We start from the raw sequence: 16,058 nt of genomic DNA, 5'->3' as shown, positions 1-16,058 counted from the left end.
TGACTTGGCGTAAGAATTGGCTGGTGCACGCATTGAAGGCGAGTCAGTTCGGGGGGTGCCGGTGAACCGTTACGACGTCACCGATGAACAGTGGGAAGGGCTCGCTCAGGTTGTTCCGTTGCGGGGCCGGGACGCATGGCCGTCGGCGGTGGGCCATCGTGCGCTGCCGGACGCGGAGACCGAGACGCGGCGCCGGTTCGTCGTGCTGCGGATCAACGTCTTCGCGGACGCCCGTGAGGTGGCCGAGACGCTGATGGCGGGCATCCCGGTGCTGCTCGACCTGACCGGCGCGGAGACCGACACCGCCAAGCGTGTCCTGGACTTCTCCACCGGGGTCGTCTTCGGCCTCGCCAGCGGCATGCACCGGGTCGACCGCAACGTCTTCCTGCTCACCCCGCCGGGTACCGAGGTCAGCGGAATCATGGAGGGGGCTGGAGTCCCCGGCGTCTGAGCGGCCCCCGTGCCCATCGCTCGTCCGCCGCGGCGTGCGGTGGGCCCGGGCCCGCCTCCGAGTCCCGCCGCGTTCCGCCCCCTCGGGCGGTGCGTCCCGTCCGGCCGTGCGTCCCGTCGGGTCGTGCGCCCCGTTTCTGCACGTCCCCGGGGCCGTCGTCGTCGCTCGATCGTAGGAAGCTTCTCCGGGCGGAACGGTTCGGCTGATTGCGGAGTCCTACGGTCCGGATATGTCCTCGTCGTCTGCCTCCTCCGGGCCCGTGTCCGCGCCCGTGCCCCGTCCCGCGTCCGACGGTCCGTCGTCCGGGGGCGACACCGCCCGTACCGTCCCCGCGCAGGCGCCGTCCGTCGAGGCGCGGAGCGCGCCGGCCGCGCGCCCGGCGGCCGAAGCCGGGCGCACGGCGTCCGACGAGGTCCGGTACGCGCGGCCCTGCGTGACCGAACTGCGGCTCGCCGCGTTCGCGCGGCACCGGCGGGCCCGGTTCCGCCTCGGGGCCGTCACGCTGTTCGCCGGGGCGAGCGGGAGCGGAAAGAGCAGCGCGCTGCGGGCGTACGAGGCGCTGGCGCGGCTCGCGGGCGGGGCCCGGCTGGGTGAGGTCTTCGCCGATCCGGTCGCCTGTGTACCGCAGGGCGCGCTGCCCGACGCCCAGCGCCGACGCGGGTTCCGCATCGGGTGCACGGCCGACGGCCCCGGCGGGCCGGTGCGCCTCGACGTCGCCGTACAGGCCGAGCCCGAGCTGCGCATCGTCGGAGAGCGGCTGAGCGCGGGAGGTGTCGTGCTGCTGGAGACGGCGCTGCGGGATCCCGGGCGCCGCACGGTGCAGGCCGGGTGGTACACCGGCGGTTCCACGCCCGTGACGCGCGCCCCGCTGCCCGACGACCGGCTCGGCACCGCGCTGCTGCCGCTGCGGGTGGCCGGCAGGACCGACGGGCAGCGGCAGGTGCTGGCCGCCGCCGAACAGATGGTCGTCGCCCTGCGGTCGGTCTTCGCCTGCGATCCGCAGCCCGACTGGATGGGCGTGCCCGTGCCCACCGGCTCCGGCAGGCTGCTCGCGGGCTGCGACAACCTCGCGGACGTCCTGTGGCGCACCCGCGAGGAGTGCGGACGGCGGCACGCGCTGCTGGTGGCCGCGCTGTCCGCCGGATCCGCCGCACCCGTCGTGGACCTGCGCGCCGAGACGCTGGCCGACGGCACGGTACGCGCGCTGATCGACCGCGCCGACGGCAGCCGTACGGAACTGGCCCGGCTGGGCTACGGCGAACTGCGGTACGTCGCCCTCGCCCTGGTGCTGCTGACCGGGCCCGGTGTCCTCGACGTCGACCCGGTCGGCGAGGTCCCCGCCGCGATGCAGACCCTCACCCTCCTCGCCGACGGCCTCGACCGGGGCCTGGACCCGCGCCAGCGCGGCGAACTGCTGCGGCTGGCGGTGCGGATGGCGGAGCGCGGGCACATCCGCTGTGTCGGCACGGTCGGCGACGGGCACTGGGCCGCCCGGACGGAGGGCGTGACGGTGGTAGACCTTGGTCCGTGACCGAACAACACCTCGACGTGGCGAAACTTCAGCGCAGGCTGGCCGAGTTCGCGGCCGCACGGAACTGGCAGCCCTTCCACACACCCAAGAACCTCGTCTCCGCGCTGAGCGTGGAGGCCTCCGAACTCCTCGAGATCTTCCAGTGGTTGACGCCGGAGGAGTCCTCGCGCGTGATGGACGACCCGGACACCGCCCACCGGGTCACGGACGAGGTCGCCGACGTGCTCGCCTACCTGCTGCAACTGTGCGAGGTGCTCGGCATCGACCCGCTGACCGCGCTGGACGCCAAGATCGACCGTAACGAGCGGAGGTTCCCGGCGCCCTAGCGAGGCCTCGGCATCGCGCTACCCCCACAGGAGCGGCGCAATCCGTTTTCACTCTCCGCAGTCGTGGCGCGGACCGAAATCGATTTGTTGTCCACAGATTTCGGTTCACCTCTGGCTTTTCGCCCCCTGGTCACTCACTCTGGGTAGTGGAGTGGTGCAGACGGGTGTTCGGGCGGACGTGCGGGCAGCACGTCGGGCAGACGGGGGCAGCGCATGGACGCGGTGCGGCTCATCCTGACCAGCAGACGCGCGCTCGCGGGCAGCGGCGAGGGCGCCCAGATGTTCGAGGAAGTGTGGCAGGCGCAGGCCCTGGCCCAGGCGATCGGCAGCCGCCTGGCCGTCTCGGGGCCGCCCGAGCTGCGGGGCGAGGCGCTGGGCCTGACCGAGCTGGCGGGCAGAGGCTGCGGTGTGCTGGGCGCGCCGGATCTCGACCCCGGGGATCTGCTCGCCGCCCGGCTCACCGAGCTGGACGACGCCCGGCGGGCCCTGATCGACCTGAGCGGACTGCTCGGCGAGGTCGGCATCGCCCTCGTCGGGCAGGCCAGTTCGGCGGACGACCAGGGCACGTACTGGAAGTGCATGGAGGCCATCGACGCGGCGGACGAGTCCAGGGACCGGGTGCTGGAGATGCTGCGCAAGCTGTCGGCGAGGGAGGAGCGGGAGGAGAGGGAGGGCGCGTTGCCGGAGAGGTGAGGAGGCGGATGCATGGAGCGGGGGCCGGCTGCCGCGCGCGGCGGAGGGGGCCGGTGGGATCGAGGAGACCGGTGTGGTGAAGAGACCGGTGGGGTGAGACCTGTGGGGTGAAGGGGGTCGGTGGGGTCGAGGGGACCGGTGGGGTCGGTGGGCGGGGTGGAGTGCAGGATGGAGGTATGGATCTCCGTATCTTCACCGAGCCCCAGCAGGGGGCGACCTACGACACCCTCCTCACCGTGGCGAAGGCCACCGAGGACCTCGGGTTCGACGCCTTCTTCCGGTCGGACCACTATCTGAAGATGGGCGACGTGAGCGGCCTGCCGGGTCCCACGGACGCCTGGATCACCCTCGCCGGGCTGGCCCGTGAGACCAAGCGCATCCGCCTCGGCACGCTGATGACCGCCGGCACCTTCCGGCTGCCCGGCGTGCTCGCCATCCAGGTCGCCCAGGTGGACCAGATGTCCGGCGGACGCGTCGAGCTGGGCCTGGGCGCCGGCTGGTACGAGGAGGAGCACAAGGCGTACGGCATCCCCTTCCCGAAGGAGAAGATCGGCCGCCTGGAGGAGCAGCTCGAGATCGTCACGGGGCTGTGGGCGACGGAGACCGGCAAGACCTACGACTTCCACGGCACCTACTACGACCTCACCGGTTCGCCCGCGCTGCCCAAGCCCGCGCAGGCGAAGGTCCCGGTGCTGATCGGCGGCACCGGCGCGACCCGCACGCCGCGGCTGGCCGCCCGGTTCGCCGACGAGTTCAACATGCCGTTCGGCTCGGTCGAGGACAGCGAGCGCCAGTTCGGCCGGGTCCGCGACGCCGCCGCGGAGGCCGGCCGGGAGGCCGACGCGATCACCCTCTCGAACGCGCTGGTGGTCTGCGTGGGCAAGGACGACCAGGAGGTCGCCCGCCGCGCCGCCGCGATCGGTCGTGAGGTCGACGAGCTGAAGGCCAACGGGCTGGCGGGTTCCCCGGCCGAGGTCGTCGACAAGATCGGCCGGTACGCCGAGGCCGGCTCCCGGCGGATGTACCTCCAGATCCTCGACCTGGACGACCTCGACCACCTGGAGCTGATCTCCGGCCAGGTGCAGACGCAGCTGCCCCGGCTGTGACACGGCTGTGACCGGAGGTGTGGCCTCCGTCACGGTCGGCCGGGTGCGGCCCTGATGGGGTGGCCGCTATGCGTCGAACCCGTTGCCTCCTCCCGGCCCTCACCGCCCTTCTGCTCCTCTCGGGGTGCGGATCGGAAGGCGCCGACACCGGGGGCGGCGGGGCCGACGGGGTCGGCGGGGGTGGTCCGACGCCGGTCACCGAGGTCACCCGGCCCGCGGTGGACGGGGTCCGGATCACCTCGGTGACGGTTCCCACCCCCTCCTCCACTCCTTCCGGCACGTCCGGCACGTCCGGAGCGTCCGGCGGTGGGCTCGTCCGGGCCGAGAGTCTGCCCACGGGCGCTCCCGGTGACTCCGGCGTCTCGGCCGTCTACGAGGTGACCAACTCCGGTACGCGGTCGATGACGTACACCGTCCGCTTCGACTTCACGACGGGCGCGGGCGAGGTCATGGACGGTCGGCGGGTGACCGTGCGCTCGGTGGGCGCGGGCCGGACGGTCCGGGGGACCGTCCGGCAGGGGGCCCTGGTGCCGGGGGCGTCCCGGGTGACGACTGTGCGGGTCGGCGAGGTGACGAAGGTCCCGGCCGACGAGGCGCCCGCCGAGGCCGGGGTCTGTCCGACCTCCGGAGTCCGCCTCACCGCCGACGACGGCGACGCCGCGATGGGGCTGCGCGTCGTGGGACTCGTCCTGGAGAACTGCGGGGAACGCGACTACACCCTGGACGGCTATCCGCAGGTGAGCCTGCTGGACGAGGACCGCGAGCCGGTCGAGGGCGTCCGGGTGCTGAAGGGCAGCGGCGGCATCGCCACCGTCGCCGGGTTCGACGACCCGCCCCGGCCCGTCACCCTGAAGCCCGGACAGCGGGCGAGCGCCGGCCTGATGTGGCGCAACACCACCGGCTCGGGCACCGCGGTCGACGTCCCGTACGTGCGGGTGCGCGCCAGGTCGGGTGCCGACCCGGTGATGGTGACCCCGCACCTGGACCTGGGCACCACCGGAAAACTGGGCGTCGGCCCATGGCGAGCCGCGAAGCGCTAGCAACAGCGAGTGTGTCGTCCCGACGGCTGCGGCAACCCGCTCGCGGCGGTCGGCCCCCGGCAACCCGCTCGCGGCCGCCGGCCTGCAATGCCCGGTCCGGCGGTGGCTGGCCCGTGGCACCGCGCCCGCGCTGGCCCGCCCGCAGCGGCCCGCCTCGCGCGACACGCTGCCCACGCCCCCCACGGCCGAGCTCGCCTGCGGTGGTTGGCCCGCGACAACCCCTCCGCAGCGGCCCGCCTACCGTGACACGCTGAGCACGCCCCCCACGGCCGACCCTGCCTGCGGCGGCTGGCCCGTAGCGGCCCGCCTCGCGCGACACGCTGCCCACGCCCCCCACGGCCGAGCTCGCCTGCGGCGGTTGGCCCGCGACAACCCCTCCGCAGCGGCCCGCCTACCGTGACACGCTGAGCACGCCCCCCACGGCCGACCCTGCCTGCGGCGGCTGGCCCGTAGCGGCCCGCCTCGCGCGACACGCTGAGCACGCCCCCCACGGCCGACCCTGCCTGCGGCGGCTGGCCCGTAGCGGCCCGCCTCGCGCGACACGCTGCCCACGCCCCCCACGGCCGAGCTCGCCTGCGGCGGTTGGCCCGCGACAACCCCTCCGCAGCGGCCCGCCTACCGTGACACGCTGAGCACGCCCCCCACGGCCGACCCTGCCTGCGGCGGCTGGCCCGTAGCGGCCCGCCTCGCGCGACACGCTGCCCACGCCCCCCACGGCCGAGCTCGCCTGCGGCGGTTGGCCCGCGACAACCCCTCCGCAGCGGCCCGCCTACCGTGACACGCTGAGCACGTCCCCCCCACGGCCGGCCCTGCCTGCGGCGGCTGGCCCGTAGCGGCCCGCCTCGCGCGACACGCTGCCCACGCCCCCCACGGCCGAGCTCGCCTGCGGCGGTTGGCCCGCGACAACCCCTCCGCAGCGGCCCGCCTACCGTGACACGCTGAGCACGCCCTCCACGGCCGACCCTGCCTGCGGCGGCTGGCCCGCGATACTCCGCCCGCGACACCCCGTCCGCGCGGCCCGCCGCCCGCGACACGTTGCTCACAGCCCCCGTGGCCCACGGCCCCCGCCCCAGGGCCCCCGCAGCCGACGCCGTCCGCGGCGGCGCGTCCGTAGCGGCCCGTCCAGGGCAGCCCGTCCGCGCAGCGCCCCGTCCGCGGCAGCGCGTCCGCAGCGGCTCGCCTATGGCGGCCCGTCCGCGACACGTTGACCGCGGCCACGCGCCCACAGCGGTCGGCGCGCAATACCCGGCCCCCAGCGGTCGGCCCGCGATACCGCGCCCGCGGCGATCCGTCCGCGATACCTCACCCGTAGCATCCCGGGCGATGGGGCTGACCAGGGCGGACGGGGGTGGGTGGGTGGGAAAATCGTGCGTGGTGTCCGGGTGTTGTCGGTACGTTGTAGGGGCGGGCGAGCGTTCGAACAGCGCTTCCGCTCCTTTTTCCGAACCTTACCGAGGCACCCACGTGTTCCTGACGATCAGCACCACCGGCACCCCCGAGCGTCCCGCCACCGACCTGGGCTTCCTGCTGCACAAGCACCCGGACAACGCGCAGACGTTCTCCACCTCGTACGGCACGGCCCATGTCCTCTACCCCGAGGCGGCGGCCGATCGCTGCACGGCGGCGCTGCTGCTGGAGGTCGACGCCGTGGCGCTGGTCAGGCGCGGCAAGGGCAAGGGCCGGGGCGGCGCCCCGGACGCGGCCCTCGCGCAGTACGTCAACGACCGCCCCTACGCGGCCTCCTCACTGCTCGCGGTCGCCCTGAGCGCCGTGTTCTCCAGCGCGATGCGCGGGGTGTGCGCGGCCAAGCCCGAACTGCCCGCGCAGCCGCGGCCGTTGCGGATCGAGGTGCCCGCGCTGCCCGCTCGCGGCGGCGCCGGGCTCGTACGCGCGCTGTTCGAGCCGCTCGGCTGGACGGTGAGCGCCGAACCGGTCCCGCTGGACACGGAGTTCCCGCAGTGGGGCGACTCGCGGTACGTGAGCCTGGTCCTGGAGTCGGAGCGCCTGACCGTCGCCGAGGCCCTGCGCCACCTGTACGTCCTGCTGCCCGTCCTCGACGACGCCAAGCACTACTGGGTGTCCTCCGACGAGGTCGACAAGCTGCTGCGCGCCGGTGAGGGCTGGTTGCCCGACCACCCCGAACAGAAGCTGATCACCAGCCGCTACCTCTCGCGCCGCTGGTCGCTGACCCGGCAGGCGATGGAGCGCCTGGAGCTGGTCCGGCTCGCCGAGGCCGACGACAGCGCGGTCGAGGAGATCGACAACGCGGTCGAGGCGGAGGCCGAGACGGAGGAGCGCCCGACCCCGCTGGCCGTGCTGCGCCGCGAGGCGATCCTCACGGCGCTCACGCAGTCCGGTGCCGCCCGGGTCCTCGACCTCGGCTGCGGACAGGGCCAGTTGGTGCAGGCGCTGCTGAAGGACCCGCGCTTCACCGAGATCGTCGGCGTCGACGTGTCGGTGCGCGCCCTCACCATCGCCTCCCGCCGGCTGAAGCTGGACCGGATGGGGGAGCGGCAGGCGTCCCGCGTCCGGCTGGTCCAGGGCTCGCTCGCCTACACCGACACCCGCCTCGAGGGATACGACGCGGCCGTGCTCAGCGAGGTGATCGAACACCTCGACCTGCCCAGGCTGCCCGCCCTGGAGTACGCGGTGTTCGGCTCGGCGCGTCCGCGCACGGTCGTGGTGACCACCCCGAACGTCGAGTACAACGTCCGCTGGGAGAGCCTCCCGGCAGGCCACGTACGGCACGGCGACCACCGTTTCGAGTGGACCCGTGAGGAGTTCCGCGGCTGGGCGGCCGCGGTCGCCGAACGGCACGGCTACGACGTCGGGTTCGTCCCGGTCGGCCCGGACGACCCGGAGGTCGGACCGCCCACCCAGATGGCCGTCTTCACCCAGGGCGGCGCGACCGAGAAGGAGGCGAAGGCAGCATGAGCGAGACCCGGATCGTCACGGAGCAGGGCCGTACCCTGTCCGTCACCGACCTCTCCCTCGTCGTCCTGATCGGCGCGTCCGGATCCGGCAAGTCCACGTTCGCACGGGAGCACTTCAGGTCCACCGAGGTCATCTCCTCCGACTTCTGCCGGGGGCTGGTCTCCGACGACGAGAACGACCAGAGCGCCACGCGGGACGCCTTCGACGTCCTGCACTACATCGCGGGCAAGCGCCTCGCGGCCGGCCGGCGCACGGTGGTGGACGCCACCAGCGTGCAGCCGGAGGCCCGCCGTCAGCTGGTCGAGCTGGCCAAGCAGTACGACGTGCTGCCCATCGCCATCGTGCTGGAGGTGCCGGAGGAGGTGTGCGCCGAACGCAACGCGGCCCGCACCGACCGCGCCGACATGCCCCGCCGGGTCATCCAGCGCCACATCCGCGAACTGCGCCGCAGCCTGCGCCACCTGGAGCGCGAGGGCTTCCGCAAGGTGCACGTCCTGCGGGGCGTCGAGGACATCCGCGGCGCCCGTGTCGTCACCGAGAAGCGCTACAACGACCTGACCCACCTCGGCGGGCCCTTCGACATCATCGGCGACATCCACGGCTGCGCCCGGGAGCTGGAGAGCCTGCTGGCGAAGCTGGGTTACGCGGACGGCGTCCACCCGGACGGCCGGCAGGCCGTGTTCGTCGGTGACCTGGTCGACCGCGGGCCGGACAGCCCGGGTGTGCTGCGCCGCGTGATGGGGATGGTCAAGTCGGGCAACGCGCTGTGCGTGCCCGGCAACCACGAGAACAAGTACGGGCGCCTCCTGCGCGGTCGGCAGGTCCAGCAGACCCACGGTCTGGCCGAGACCGTCGAGCAGATGGCGGGCGAGAGCGAGGAGTTCCGCACCGAGGTGCGGGAGTTCATCGCGGGCCTGGTCAGCCACTACGTCCTCGACGGGGGCAGGCTCGTGGTCTGCCACGCGGGTCTGCCGGAGAAGTACCACGGCCGCACCTCCGGCCGGGTCCGCTCGCACGCGCTGTACGGCGAGACCACCGGGGAGACCGACGAGTTCGGTCTGCCGGTGCGCTACCCGTGGGCGGAGGACTACCGGGGCCGCGCGGCGGTGGTCTACGGGCACACGCCCGTCCCCGAGGCGACCTGGCTGAACAACACCATCTGCCTGGACACCGGCGCGGTGTTCGGCGGCAAGCTGACCGCGCTGCGCTGGCCGGAACGGGAGCTGGTCGACGTACCGGCGGAGCAGGTCTGGTACGAGCCGGTCAAGCCGCTGCGCTCGGAGGCTCCGGGCGGGCACGACGGCCGACCGCTGGACCTGGCGGACGTCCGGGGCCGGCGGGTCGTCGAGACCCGCTTCGAGGGCCAGAGCCGGGTCTCCGTCCGTGAGGAGAACGCGGCCGCGGCCCTGGAGGTGATGAGCCGGTTCGCGGTGGACCCGCGTCTGCTGCCGTACCTCCCGCCGACGATGGCGCCGACGGCCACCTCGCACGTCGAGGGCTACCTGGAGCACCCCGCGGAGGCCTTCGCGCAGTACGCGCAGGACGGTGTGGCGCGGGTCGTGTGCGAGGAGAAGCACATGGGCTCCCGTGCGGTGGCCCTGGTGTGCCGGGACGCGGAGACGGCCCGCAAGCGGTTCGGCGTCGCGGGCGTCCCGGGCTCGGAGGCGGGTCCCACGGGTTCGCTCTACACCCGGACGGGCCGGCCGTTCTTCGACGACGCGACCGTCACCGAGGAGGTCCTCGGGCGGATACGGACGGCGGTGGACGAGGCGGGCCTGTGGGCCGAACTGGACACGGACTGGCTGCTGCTGGACGCGGAGCTGATGCCGTGGTCGCTCAAGGCCTCGGGGCTGCTGCGCTCCCAGTACGCGGCGGTCGGCGCCGCGTCCGGCGCGGTCTTCCCGGGTGCGCTGTCGGCCCTGGAGGGCGCGGCGGCCAGGGGCGTCGACGTGGGGGACCTGCTGTCCCGTCAGCGTGAACGCGCCTCGGACGCGGCCGCGTTCACACAGGCGTACCGCCGGTACTGCTGGCCGACGCAGGGGCTGGAGGGCGTGCGGCTGGCGCCGTTCCAGATCCTCGCGGTCCAGGGCCGCAGCCTGGCCGGCCTGCCCCACGACGAGCAGCTGGCGCTCATCGACCGGCTGGTGGAGCACGACAACACGGGCCTGCTGCGCACGACCCGGCGTCTCTACGTCGACACGGGCGACGCCGAGTCGGTGCGGGCCGGTGTCGACTGGTGGCTGGAGATGACGGGCCGGGGCGGCGAGGGCATGGTCGTCAAGCCGCTGGGCGCCGTGGTCCGCGGTGAGGGCGGACGGCTGGTCCAGCCGGGCATCAAGTGCCGGGGCCGCGAGTACCTGCGGATCATCTACGGTCCGGAGTACACGCGTCCCGACAACCTCGCCCGGCTGCGCGGCCGTTTCCTCAACCACAAGCGGTCGCTGGCGATCCGCGAGTACGTGCTCGGGCTGGAGGCGCTGGCGCGGCTGGCGGAGGGCGAGCCGCTGTGGCGCGTCCACGAGGCGGTGTTCGGGGTGCTGGCCCTGGAGTCGGAGCCGGTGGACCCCAGGCTGTGAGGCCCCGGGGGTGTCCGACACCCCCTGGGCCGGTCCCCGCCGACGGCACGGACCGGGCGCTCAGCCGAGGAGGCGCAGGGCCGTCGCCGCTCTCGACACCCTGACCCGCTGGCCCCACGTCAGTTCGACGGCGTCGGACTCGATGCCGTCACCGAAGGCGATGAGGCGTTCCGACTCGACGGTGAGGGTGAGGTGGCCGCCGGCCGTCAGCTCACCGGCGACCAGGGAGGTGCCGGTGGCGGGGGAGGGCCACGCCTCCCGCACGAACCACACCAGCCGGTCCTCCGTCGGGCCGGGCAGCCGCAGTCCGGCGTCGGCCGCGCCGCCCCGCTCCTGCCACACCGACCGGATCCAGCCGGTGGCCCCCGTCCCGGTGCCCACCAGGACCCCGGAGGAGGCCTGGGCCTCGACGGCACCCCCGTCGTCGTCGAGGCCCAGGCGGTAGCGGGCGGTCTGGTGGCCCGCGGCGCCGAGGTAGATCTCGTTGAGGGCCAGCAGCCGCTGGGTGTCGTCGGCGACCGCCTCGACCATGGTCAGTTCGTCCGCGCCGGTGGCCGCGGAGAGCGCCGCGGGCAGGAGCCGCCGGGCGTCGCCGGGGCGGTGGCGGACCAGGACGCCCGGATTGCGGCCGGGGTCGGTGTCGATGCCCACCACCGGCTGACCGGCCAGGTACTTGGCGGCGTTGGCCACCAGGCCGTCCTGGCCGACCACGACCACCACGTCCTCGGGCGCGAAGAGGAAGCGGTCCAGGTCGGCGCGTTCCACCCGGGTCTGCCGCCAGGTCAGGGGGATCGCGGCCGTGACCTCCGCGAGGGCGCGCCGGGTGCGCCGGTGGCGCTCGGCGACCTCCTCGATGTCACGGCCCCGCGAGGACAGGAAGAAGGCGGCCTGGCCGTGGGTGCCGTGCCGGGCCACCAGCTCCTCGTACTCCGTGGTGCGGTGGACCAGCACGGCCCGCGGGGCGAGACTCACTCCCGTTCCCCGGCGCCGAGCCTCGACAGCAGCCCGGTGAGGACGTCCGGCGAGATCGTGACGCTCTCGATGTGCGGCAGGTTCTCGGCGAGTCGTGTCCCGGTGAGCGCGTGCAGGGTCGCCACGTCGACGTCCGCGTGGACCCGCAGCCAGGCGGCCTGCGCCTGGGCCCGTGCCTCGCCGACCTCGCGCGCCGCCTGCGCCTCGGCGCGGGCGAGCTGCACCGTGCGGGCGGCCTCCGCCTGCGTCAGCCGCTCGGTGCGCAGGCCCTCGGCGTCCGCCAGCCGCACCTGCTTCGCCGCCTCGGCCTCGGCCAGCTTCACCTGCTTCGCCGCCTCGGCCTCCGCGAGCTTCACCGCCCGCGCCGCCTCGGCCTCCGCGAGCTTCACCGCCCGCGCGGCCTCGGCCTCCGCGAGCCGGACGGACCGGGTCGCCTCCGCCTCGGCCCGCACCTTGTCCGCCGCCGCGCTCTCCTCCGCCTCACGCCGCGTGTTCGTGCCGCGCTGCTCGACCAGTTGTTCCTCGCGGCGGGCGAGTTCGATCTTGCTGGCGAGTTCGTTCTCGGCGATCGTCCGCTCCCGCTCGACGGCCACCGCCCGCCGTTCGTACGTGGCCCGGTCGGCCTCCTGCTGGATCTGCTCGCGCGCCGGGGTGCGCAGCGCGCGTTCGACCTCCGGCTCCGGACGCAGCGCGACGACGCGCACGGCCACGATCTCGATGCCCGTGGCCGGCAGCCGCGGCTCGGCCGCCAGCCCCGCCGCGACCCGCTCCCGCACCGCCGTCACGCCGTCGGCCAGCGCCGATGCCAGGGAGGTACGCGCGAGGACGTCCAGCGCGTGCTGCTGGGCCGTCTCGGTGAGCAGGGTGGCGAGCTGTTCCAGGGGTGCGCCGCGCCACACGCCGGTGTCGGGGTCGATGGAGAAGTCGAGCCGGGCGGCGGCGACGGCCGGGTCGCTGACCCGGTAGGTCACGGTGGCCTGCACCGTGACGTCCTGGAAGTCGGCCGTGCGGGCGTGGAAGGTCATCGCCAGCTCACGGTCGTCCACCGGCACTTCGGAGAGCGCGGCGCTCAGCGCGCGGAACCAGAAGCTGAGTCCGGGTCCGTCGTGCACCAGCGCGCCGGAGCGGTGGTGGCGCACGTGCGCCGTGGGAGCGCCGCGCAGATGGCGCCAGCCGAGGCGCCGGGTGATGTCGGCCATGGGTGACCCCCCTGGATCGTTTTTCGTCAGTGCGACGATAAGGAAAACGATAGTCGGGCCTCCCTTTGTCGTCAAGGGGACGAGAAGGGGAGGCCGGGGGCGGTGGGACGAACAAGCCCGTGACGGAAACGGTCCTGTAGGGGGTGAAGGCGGTCTTCGGTGGTCAGGATGGAGGCATGGGATTCCAAGTCGACTCCGAAGCCGGGCGGCTGCGCCGCGTCATCCTGCACCGGCCGGATCTCGAGCTCAAAAGGCTCACCCCCAGCAACAAGGACGCCCTTCTCTTCGACGACGTGCTCTGGGTGCGCCGGGCGCGCGCCGAGCACGACGGGTTCGCGGACGTGCTGCGCGACCGCGGGGTCGCCGTGCACCTCTTCGGCGACCTGCTCACCGAGGCCCTGGAGATCCCGGCGGCCCGGTCGCTCGTCCTGGACAGGGTCTTCGACGAGAAGGAGTACGGGGTGCTCGCCACCGACCACCTCCGCGCCGCCTTCGGCACGCTCCCCGCCCCGGACCTGGCGGAGGCCCTCGTCGGCGGCATGACCAAACGGGAGTTCCTGGAGGCGCACCCCGAACCGACCTCGGTCCGCTTCCACGTCATGGACCTGGACGACTTCCTCCTCGATCCGCTCCCCAACCACCTCTTCACCCGTGACACCTCCGCCTGGATCTACGACGGCGTGGCGATCAACGCCATGCGCTGGCCGGCCCGCAGACGGGAGACCGTCCACTTCGAGGCGATCTACCGCCACCACCCGCTGTTCCGCGACGAGACGTTCCGGGTCTGGTCCGAGGGGCAGGCCGACTATCCGTCCACCATCGAGGGCGGTGACGTGCTCGTCATCGGCAACGGGGCCGTGCTGATCGGCATGAGCGAGCGCACCACCCCGCAGGCCGTCGAGATGCTCGCCCACAAGCTGTTCGCGGCCGGCTCGGCCGAGACGATCGTGGCCCTCGACATGCCGAAGCGGCGGGCCTTCATGCACCTCGACACCGTGATGACCATGGTGGACGGCGACACCTTCACCCAGTACGCGGGCCTCGGCATGCTGCGCTCGTACACCATCGAACCGGGTGTCGGCGAGAAGGAGTTGAAGGTCACCGACCATCCGCCGGAGCACATGCACCGGGCGATCGCCGCGGCGCTCGGCCTGAGCGAGATCCGCGTGCTCACGGCCACCCAGGACGTCCACGCGGCCGAGCGGGAGCAGTGGGACGACGGCTGCAACGTCCTGGCCGTGGAGCCGGGCGTCGTCGTCGCCTACGAGCGCAACGTCACCACCAACACCCATCTGCGCAAGCAGGGCATCGAGGTGATCGAGATCCCCGGCAGCGAGCTGGGCCGGGGGAGGGGCGGCCCGCGCTGTATGAGCTGCCCGGTCGAACGGAGTGCCGTATAGACGTACAGCCGTCTGTATAAAAATGCTGAGGGTCGTATAGACTTCCGAGGGTCCCTGTCACCGCAGTGACCCGCACTGCTGTCTTCACCGCACTTCTGGAGCGACCCCCATGGCGACAGTCCCGACCGCCCTCGCCGGCCGCCACTTCCTCAAGGAGCTGGACTTCACCCGGGAGGAGTTCCGCGGCCTGGTCGAGCTGGCCGCGGAGCTGAAGGCGGCCAAGAAGGCCGGGGCCGAGGTCCAGCACCTGCGCGGCAGGAACATCGCCCTGATCTTCGAGAAGACCTCGACGCGCACCCGCTGCGCGTTCGAGGTCGCCGCCGCCGACCAGGGGGCGTCGACCACCTACCTGGACCCCGCCGGCTCCCAGATCGGGCACAAGGAGTCCGTGAAGGACACCGCCCGGGTGCTGGGCCGCATGTACGACGGCATCGAGTACCGCGGGGACAGCCAGCGCAAGGTCGAGGAACTCGCCGCCCACGCGGGCGTGCCGGTCTACAACGGCCTCACCGACGACTGGCACCCCACCCAGATGCTCGCCGACGTGCTCACGATGACCGAGCACTGCGCCAAGAGCCTCGACGACGGGATCGTCCTGGCCTACCTCGGGGACGCCCGCTTCAACATGGGCAACTCCTACCTGGTCACCGGCGCCCTGCTCGGCATGGACGTCCGTGTCGTCGCGCCCAAGGAGTACTGGCCGGCGGACGAGGTGGTCGCGCGGGCCCACGAGCTGGCCGCCGGCTCCGGGGCCACGATCCTGCTCACCGAGGACCTCGCCGAGGGCGTGGCGGGAGCCGACTTCGTCGCCACCGACGTGTGGGTCTCCATGGGGGAACCCAAGGAGGTCTGGGACGAGCGGATCACCGCCCTGCGTCCGTACGCGGTGACCATGGACGTCCTGCGCGCCACCGGCAACCCGGACGTCCGCTTCCTGCACTGCCTCCCGGCCTTCCACGACCTCGGCACCAAGGTCGGCCGCGAGATCCACGAGAGTCACGGACTGGACTGCCTCGAGGTCACGGACGAGGTGTTCGAGTCGGCCCACTCCGTCGTCTTCGACGAGGCGGAGAACCGCCTGCACACCATCAAGGCCGTGCTCGTCGCGACCCTCGCCTGAGCGCTTGCGCGGCCCCGGTCACGCCGGGTGCGGGCGCCGCTGCGGCGGAACCGCGGCCAGCCTGAACCACACCGCCTTGCCCTGTTCGGTGGGCCGGTGCCCGCACGACGAGCTGAGGGCGCGGATCAGCAGCAGCCCGCGCCCGTGCTCCTGCCAGGGGTCGGGCTCCCCGCGGGGGCAGGTGAGATCACCGGGCGGAAGCGGGTCGGGATCGTGCACCTCGACCCGGCAGCCGGTCGGCTGGAGCTCCACCACCAGCTCTATCGGCGAGTCACCCGCGGTGTGCTCCACGGCGTTCGCCACCAGCTCGGCGGTCAGCAGCTCCGCGGTGTCGCTGTCCGCCCCGTGCTTCAGCTCCGCCAGCGCCGTACGGACCAGCGCACGGGCCACCGGAACTGCTGCGGCGGAGTGCGGCAGCGCGATACGCCAGGAGGCGGCCGGTTCGGAGGGGCGTTCGTGCAAGGCGAGTCCGTTCATGGCGCAGGTCCCCGTGATCGGCATCGGACGGTCCTGCTTTCGATTTCGAGAATGGTACGGCGCTTCCGGCGCAGGCGCTCGGCGGACACCGTCCGGGGCCTTCGGCCCCCTGTCCGGCGGCTTACCCGGCACAACGCCCGGCCTCCCGCACCCGATCCCGTTGTTACCGCGCTATCGACGACCGGTGACGTGTGTGACGAGACCATGTCCCGCCGTGACACGGTGATGATTCC

Annotated in this window: 13 protein-coding genes; 10 read left to right on the top strand and 3 right to left on the bottom strand. The window is 73.3% G+C overall.

Annotated elements, in window-relative coordinates; all coding sequences use genetic code 11:
- Positions 1-61: 61 nt before the first annotated feature.
- The 8 genes from Saso_RS32070 to Saso_RS32035 all read left to right on the top strand — a co-directional run bounded on the left by Saso_RS32070 (position 62) and on the right by Saso_RS32035 (position 10,657).
- Positions 62-451, top strand: coding sequence for a cell division protein SepF (locus Saso_RS32070; RefSeq protein WP_189927663.1), 390 nt, complete (start codon positions 62-64; stop codon positions 449-451).
- Positions 452-680: 229 nt separating this feature from the next.
- The gene (locus tag Saso_RS32065) at positions 681-1,982 is read left to right on the top strand and encodes an AAA family ATPase (RefSeq protein ID WP_229901550.1); all 1,302 of its coding nucleotides are present in this window, start codon (positions 681-683) and stop codon (positions 1,980-1,982) included.
- Positions 1,979-2,308 (top strand): nucleotide pyrophosphohydrolase, encoded by a 330-nt coding sequence (locus Saso_RS32060; protein WP_189927662.1) that lies wholly within the window; start codon positions 1,979-1,981, stop codon positions 2,306-2,308. Before Saso_RS32065 ends, Saso_RS32060 begins: the two co-directional genes overlap by 4 nt.
- A gap of 213 nt (positions 2,309-2,521) precedes the next feature.
- Positions 2,522-3,001 (top strand): DUF6099 family protein, encoded by a 480-nt coding sequence (locus Saso_RS32055; protein WP_189927661.1) that lies wholly within the window; start codon positions 2,522-2,524, stop codon positions 2,999-3,001.
- A 176-nt stretch (positions 3,002-3,177) separates the two neighbouring features.
- A complete protein-coding gene (locus Saso_RS32050) occupies positions 3,178-4,107 on the top strand; it encodes an LLM class F420-dependent oxidoreductase (protein WP_189927660.1) in 930 nt (309 codons plus the stop codon).
- Positions 4,108-4,175: 68 nt separating this feature from the next.
- Positions 4,176-5,147: a DUF4232 domain-containing protein gene (locus Saso_RS32045; RefSeq protein ID WP_189927659.1), complete on the top strand. Its 972-nt coding sequence runs from the start codon at positions 4,176-4,178 to the stop codon at positions 5,145-5,147.
- A gap of 1,464 nt (positions 5,148-6,611) precedes the next feature.
- Positions 6,612-8,081: a 3' terminal RNA ribose 2'-O-methyltransferase Hen1 gene (locus Saso_RS32040; RefSeq protein WP_189922872.1), complete on the top strand. Its 1,470-nt coding sequence runs from the start codon at positions 6,612-6,614 to the stop codon at positions 8,079-8,081.
- Entirely contained in the window at positions 8,078-10,657 is a 2,580-nt protein-coding gene (locus Saso_RS32035; protein WP_189922873.1) for a polynucleotide kinase-phosphatase, read from the top strand. Before Saso_RS32040 ends, Saso_RS32035 begins: the two co-directional genes overlap by 4 nt.
- Positions 10,658-10,717: 60 nt before the next feature.
- On the opposite strand, the gene Saso_RS32030 is transcribed toward Saso_RS32035, so the two are convergent.
- Both Saso_RS32030 and Saso_RS32025 read right to left on the bottom strand, forming a co-directional pair.
- Positions 10,718-11,629: a diacylglycerol kinase catalytic domain-containing protein gene (locus Saso_RS32030; protein WP_189922874.1), complete on the bottom strand. Its 912-nt coding sequence runs from the start codon at positions 11,627-11,629 to the stop codon at positions 10,718-10,720.
- On the bottom strand, positions 11,626-12,828 hold the full coding sequence (locus Saso_RS32025) for an SPFH domain-containing protein (protein ID WP_189922875.1): 1,203 nt from the start codon (positions 12,826-12,828) through the stop codon (positions 11,626-11,628). The genes Saso_RS32030 and Saso_RS32025 overlap by 4 nt, the downstream gene beginning before the upstream one ends.
- 176 nt (positions 12,829-13,004) lie before the next feature.
- Between Saso_RS32025 and Saso_RS32020 the strand changes: the two genes are divergently transcribed.
- Entirely contained in the window at positions 13,005-14,228 is a 1,224-nt protein-coding gene (locus Saso_RS32020; RefSeq protein ID WP_189922876.1) for an arginine deiminase, read from the top strand.
- A gap of 109 nt (positions 14,229-14,337) precedes the next feature.
- The gene (gene argF / locus Saso_RS32015) at positions 14,338-15,348 is read left to right on the top strand and encodes an ornithine carbamoyltransferase (RefSeq protein WP_189922878.1); all 1,011 of its coding nucleotides are present in this window, start codon (positions 14,338-14,340) and stop codon (positions 15,346-15,348) included.
- Positions 15,349-15,366: 18 nt separating this feature from the next.
- Here argF and Saso_RS32010 read toward each other — a convergent pair whose 3' ends face one another.
- A complete protein-coding gene (locus tag Saso_RS32010; protein WP_229901321.1) occupies positions 15,367-15,849 on the bottom strand; it encodes an ATP-binding protein in 483 nt (160 codons plus the stop codon).
- Positions 15,850-16,058 lie beyond the last annotated feature (209 nt).

Origin of the sequence: Streptomyces asoensis (assembly GCF_016860545.1) — a bacterium.
GTDB lineage: Bacteria > Actinomycetota > Actinomycetes > Streptomycetales > Streptomycetaceae > Streptomyces > Streptomyces asoensis.
The sequence above is the reverse complement of the archived record's forward strand: the minus strand, read 5'-3'. Positions and strand labels throughout refer to the sequence as shown.